Source organism: Achromobacter sp., from assembly GCF_036567245.1.
Taxonomy (GTDB): Bacteria; Pseudomonadota; Gammaproteobacteria; order Burkholderiales; family Burkholderiaceae_B; genus Achromobacter.
Genome location: NZ_DATCUY010000627.1, coordinates 1 through 4,163, shown reverse-complemented (window position 1 = coordinate 4,163; position 4,163 = coordinate 1). Strand labels below are relative to the sequence as shown.

Annotated in this window: 4 protein-coding genes; 2 read left to right on the top strand and 2 right to left on the bottom strand. The window is 68.4% G+C overall.

Features of this window, described 5'->3' with window-relative positions; translation table 11 throughout:
* A partial coding sequence (locus tag VIR09_RS26650; protein WP_332015592.1) for an OB-fold nucleic acid binding domain-containing protein occupies nucleotides 1–682 on the top strand: 682 nt, incomplete at its 5' end.
* 16 nt (nucleotides 683–698) lie between these two features.
* Here the strand turns inward: VIR09_RS26650 and VIR09_RS26645 are convergent.
* Complete coding sequence (locus VIR09_RS26645; protein WP_332015591.1) at nucleotides 699–1,985, bottom strand: SGNH/GDSL hydrolase family protein; 1,287 nt, start codon at nucleotides 1,983–1,985, stop codon at nucleotides 699–701.
* A 101-nt stretch (nucleotides 1,986–2,086) separates the two neighbouring features.
* Here VIR09_RS26645 and VIR09_RS26640 point away from each other — a divergent pair, with 101 nt between their 5' ends.
* Nucleotides 2,087–3,022 (top strand): LysR family transcriptional regulator, encoded by a 936-nt coding sequence (locus tag VIR09_RS26640; protein WP_332015590.1) that lies wholly within the window; start codon nucleotides 2,087–2,089, stop codon nucleotides 3,020–3,022.
* Here the strand turns inward: VIR09_RS26640 and VIR09_RS26635 are convergent.
* Entirely contained in the window at nucleotides 2,989–4,131 is a 1,143-nt protein-coding gene (locus VIR09_RS26635) for a YgeY family selenium metabolism-linked hydrolase (protein WP_414639469.1), read from the bottom strand. The genes VIR09_RS26640 and VIR09_RS26635 overlap by 34 nt on opposite strands.
* Nucleotides 4,132–4,163: the final 32 nt, after the last annotated feature.

Genomic DNA, 4,163 nt, shown 5'->3' with positions numbered 1-4,163 from the left:
GATCCAGGGCATGCGCGAGGACGCGGCCCGGCGCATCGAGGCCGCGCGCGCCACCGCTCCCTTTGCCGACACCGGCGACCTGGCCCGCCGCGCCGCCCTCACCCGCCACGACCTGAACGCCCTGGCCGCCGGCGACGCCCTGCGCACCCTGGCCGGCCATCGCCGCCAGGCCAGCTGGGAAGCCGCCGCCAGCGTGCAGAGCCACGACCTGCTGCGCGACGCCGCCATCCAGGAAACCCAGGCGCCGCAATTGTCCGCCCCTTCCGAGGGCCAGACCGTGGCGGCCGACTACCGCAGCGTGGGCCTGACCCTGCACAGCCACCCCGTGGCGCTGCTGCGCCCCCAACTGGCGGCGCGCAACTTCCAGCCCGCCTCGGTGTTGAACGGCTACCCCGACAAGCGCGTGGCGCGCGCCTGCGGCATCGTCACCGTGCGCCAGCGTCCGCAGACCTCCAAGGGGGTGATCTTCGTCACGCTGGAAGACGAGACCGGCCCCGTCAACGTGGTCGTGCGTCCGGAACTCATAGAACGCCAGCGCCGCGAACTGCTGGGCGCCGCGCTGCTGGGCGTCTATGGGTCCTGGCAAAGCGTGGACGGCGTGCGCCACCTGATCGCGCAGCGGCTGGTGGATTTGTCCGAGCTGCTGGGCGGGTTGAACACCCAGAGCCGGAATTTCCATTGAGGCTTCCACGCAGCGCTCAATCGCCCAACAGCGTGGCCATGTCCAGCGCCTGCGCCATGGCCTGGTAGCCGGCATCGTTGGGATGCAGATGGTCGCCCGAATCGTAGGCGGGCAACAGCCGGCCCGGATGCGCCGGATCACGCAGCACCGCATCAAAGTCCACCACCGCATCAAACACGCCGCTTTCACGGATCCAGCGGTTCACATCCCGCCGCACCGCATCCTTCGCCGGACTGTAGTGGCCCGCCAGCGGCGTGCCATGCAGCGAACCTTCATACGGCGCGATGGTGCCTCCCACGATGCGCACGCCGCGCAGGCGGGCAGCCTCCGCCAGTTGCCGGTAGCCCTCGGTCAATCTTGCCGCCGTCATGGGCGCTTCCGCCGGCGCGAAACCGCTGTCCGGCCAGCCGATGTCATTGATGCCCATCATCATCACCACCGTGCGCACGCCGGGCTGCGACAGCACATCGGCATCGAAGCGCGCCATCGCGTTCACGCCCATCTTGTCGCCCCAGACCCTCGCCCCCGAAATGCCCGCGTTCGCCACGCCCATGCCCTGCGGCGCCAGGCGGCGGGCCAGGAAATCCGGCCAGCGGCGATTGGCCCCGGGCGTCGAGCCATTGCCATCGGTCAAGGAATCCCCAAAAGCCACCACCACCGGCGCGCGCGACGGGCTCTCGACCCAGATCCCCGCCAGGAAGGCCCGGCCTTGCAACGCCTGCGCATCAGGCAGCTCCGCCGCCCCCGTGGCATCGCCCCGCACCAGGGCGCCGGTCTGCTGCGCGCCCCAATGGAAAGTCGTCACCGGCGTCGCCTGCGGAAAGTAAAGGCTGACGGCCAGCTCGGCCAGCGCGGCTACCGGCAGGTCCACCGGATCGCTGACGACCTGCGCGCCCGGCGCCACCGTCACGCTCGGCCGCCCGCCAAAAGCCAGCCCGCGGCTGGACGCTGGACTGATCTTTGAAGGGCCGGAGGCCAAGGCAACGCTGGCCGCCCCGATCTCCAGGGGCTGAGTGCCATACCGGTTGGACAACACCACCCGCAAGCGCGGTCCGCCCACGCTGAGCATCAAGGTCTGACGCAAGGTCTGGCCGCGCAATTCGGCTGGCATCTCCGTGGGCAGCACGAAAGCATCCTCCCACAGCGGTTGCGGGCTGGCGAACCAGGAACTGACCCAGCTGGAATGCGCTACATCGGCCTGAACAGGAGGCTGCGCCGCGATGGCGGCGGACGAGGCCAGGACCGAAAAGCCACCGGCCAACGCAGCGGCCGAAACCAGGGAAAGAAGATTGAAGCGATTCATGACGACTCCTGAAAAAGGGAAAGTGACGTCACAATAGGTTCTTCCCAATTCCACCGGTAGAACCCTAAACTGCATACCACTTCTTCCAAAAAGGAATGACCATGGACACCCTGCGCGCCATGCGGGCCTTCGTCCGCGCCGTGGAGCTGGGCACCCTATCGGCCGTCGCCCGCGAACAGGCGCTAAGCCAGCCGGCCCTGAGCAAGATCGTCGCCGCGCTGGAAAAAGACCTGAACGTGCGGCTGCTGGAACGCAGCACCACCCGCGTCGTGCCCACCGAACAAGGCAAACGCTTCTACGAGCGCGCCACCCGCGTGCTGGAGGAATACTCGGAAGCCGTCGCCGACGCCCGCGGCCAGACCGAGAAACCGGCCGGTTTCCTGCGCATCAACGCGCCCGTGGCGCTGGGCCAGTTCCGGCTGAATGCGCTGGTCCGCGAGTTCCTGGACGAGTATCCCGACATCCAGGTCGAACTGATCCTCAACGACCGGTTCGTGGACCTGGTGGAAGAAGGCGTGGACGTGGCGCTGCGCCTGGGCGGCAACCTGCCGCCCAACGCCATCGCGCGCAAGGCGGCCGAATCGCCGCGCTACTTGGTGGCAGCCCCCTCCTACTTGGCGCAGCGCGGCAAGCCCCGCGCACCCCGCGACCTGGCCGCGCACGAATACGTGCGCTTTGCCTGGCTGGCCACGGGCGACACCCTGGAACTGCACCAGGGCGCGACCCTCGCCACGGTCCGGACCCAGGGGCGCTTCCGCGTCAACAACGCCCTGGCCATCCGCGAAAGCCTGGCCATGGGCGCCGGCATCGGGCTGTGCCCCGCGTGGCTGGTGCAGGACCTGGTCGCCAGCGGCGAACTGCTGCGCGTCCTGCCCAAATGGAGCGCCACGCCGCAAGAGGCCTTCCTCATCTACCCGTCGCGCCGCTACCAGTCGCTGCGCGCGCGGCTGCTGATCGACTTCCTGAACGACCGGCTGGCCCGCCTGCCCGGCATGCAGACGCCTCAGCCGCAGACGGCGCGCACCAGGCTCCGATAAATGTCGCGCGCGCCTTCCAGCTGCTCCAGCGCAATGGATTCGTCGATCGTGTGGGCATCCTCTTCATTGCCCGGCCCCAATCCTATCGTCGGGATACCGCGGCGTCCGGCCGATTCCGACCCGTTGGTGCAGAATGCCCAGCTGCCCACCACCGGATCCCGGCCGCTGGCGCTGACCGCCGTGCGCGCGGCCTGCAACAAGCTGGCCTGCGCATCGCAACGCCAACCCGGCAACCAGCGCGGCGGCGTGGCATGCTGCCCGGTATAGGTCGCCACCTGGTCCTCGCTGACCCGCAAGGTGAAATCGGACAGGCCATGGGCGGCCAGATGCCCGCGGATCTGCGCCAGCACGTCCTCCAGGCTTTCGCCCGACACGGTGCGCCGGTCAAAGCGTATCGTCGTCGAAATCGGAATCATGGAAATCGACGGGTAAGGATGCGACACGATATCCGTCGGCACCAGCAGCGCCTGGCCCAGCACCTCATCATGCGGCAAAGGCAAGCTCTCCAGGACAGCCAGCGCCCGGGCCGCGGCATGCAAGGGGTTGACGCCGATGTGCGGCGTCGCGGCATGGGCCGGCTTGCCGTGGAAGGTCAGCAGCAACTCCACCCGTCCCTTCTGCCCCGCCTTGATCTGCAATTTCGAGGGCTCGCAGATGACCACCGCCTGCGGTGCGCAGATGTCCAGCACCGAAGCCAGCGCATGCCCTTCGATGACTTCCTCCAGCACGCTGGCCGACACCGCCACGCGGCGCTTCAAGCCATCCCGCGCGGCCTCCGCCACGCCGCAAATCGCCGCGGCGATGCCGCCCTTCATGTCGGTGCTGCCGCGCCCATACAGCCGCCCATCCCAGATCTCGGCGCCGAATGGATCGAAGCGCCACTCGCCCGCCACCGGCACCACATCCATGTGCCCGTCGAACAACAGCGCCACGTCCGCATCCTCGGGGCCGATCAAGCCCAGCACCGAGCCATTGCTATCGGTCGTAACCGAGCTGAAGCCCGCCTCGCGCATGGTCGCGGCCATCAGCGCCGCCATCTCGCCTTCCTTGCCCGATAGGCTGGGAATGCGCACCATCGCCTGCGTCAATGCAACTACGTCCAGAGTCATCATCATTCCTGTCTGAAAGTGGCGGGCGCGGC